The organism is Pseudomonas tehranensis (assembly GCF_014268615.1).
GTDB lineage: Bacteria > Pseudomonadota > Gammaproteobacteria > Pseudomonadales > Pseudomonadaceae > Aquipseudomonas > Aquipseudomonas tehranensis.
The window spans coordinates 1-538 of record NZ_JABWQV010000498.1 but is presented as its reverse complement, the minus strand read 5'-3'; the positions used below and the strand labels follow the sequence as shown (position 1 = coordinate 538).

Sequence of the window (538 nt, the reverse complement as noted above, 5' to 3'; positions counted from 1 at the left end):
GGAAGGCTGATAGGTGCCCAGCACCACCGCTCGCGCCGGTGAATCGGCGGAATCAAATCCCTCGCTCGACGCCACGGCCATCAGGCCGTAGAGGCCGCCGGGTTGATCGAACACCACCGTCAGCGACCAGGTGCGGTCTTCCAGCACCGGGCTGCTGCCCAGCACCGTGCGCGCGTCGCCCAGTTTCACCGTGACGGTGTCCCCCGGTACGCCGAAACCGGACACCACCACGCGCCGGCCGATGTGCTCGTCGGTGGCCGGGGTTTCAATGAACGGGGCAGCAGGAACCACGTTGAAGGTCAACGGCGCGGAGTCCTTGGAAGGCCGACCCTCAAAGTATTGCCGGGCCAGAATCGTGGTCTGGCCTACCGGCAGGGTCACTTCAGCTTTCCAGCCATCAGCTCCCACAAACGCCCCCTCGACCAACAGTTCAGTTGCGCCTTGCAGCCAGACATCAACCCGCCCGCCCTGCATGCCTGTGCCCGACAATGTCATGCTGCGCGGCAGATTGCCGCCAGGCTGCGGCACGTCAAACTCC

1 pseudogene is annotated in these 538 nt (G+C 65.4%); it reads right to left on the bottom strand.

The annotated features are described in order from the left end of the window. Positions 1-538 (bottom strand): annotated as a pseudogene (locus HU811_RS27160) (hypothetical protein); the annotation flags it as partial.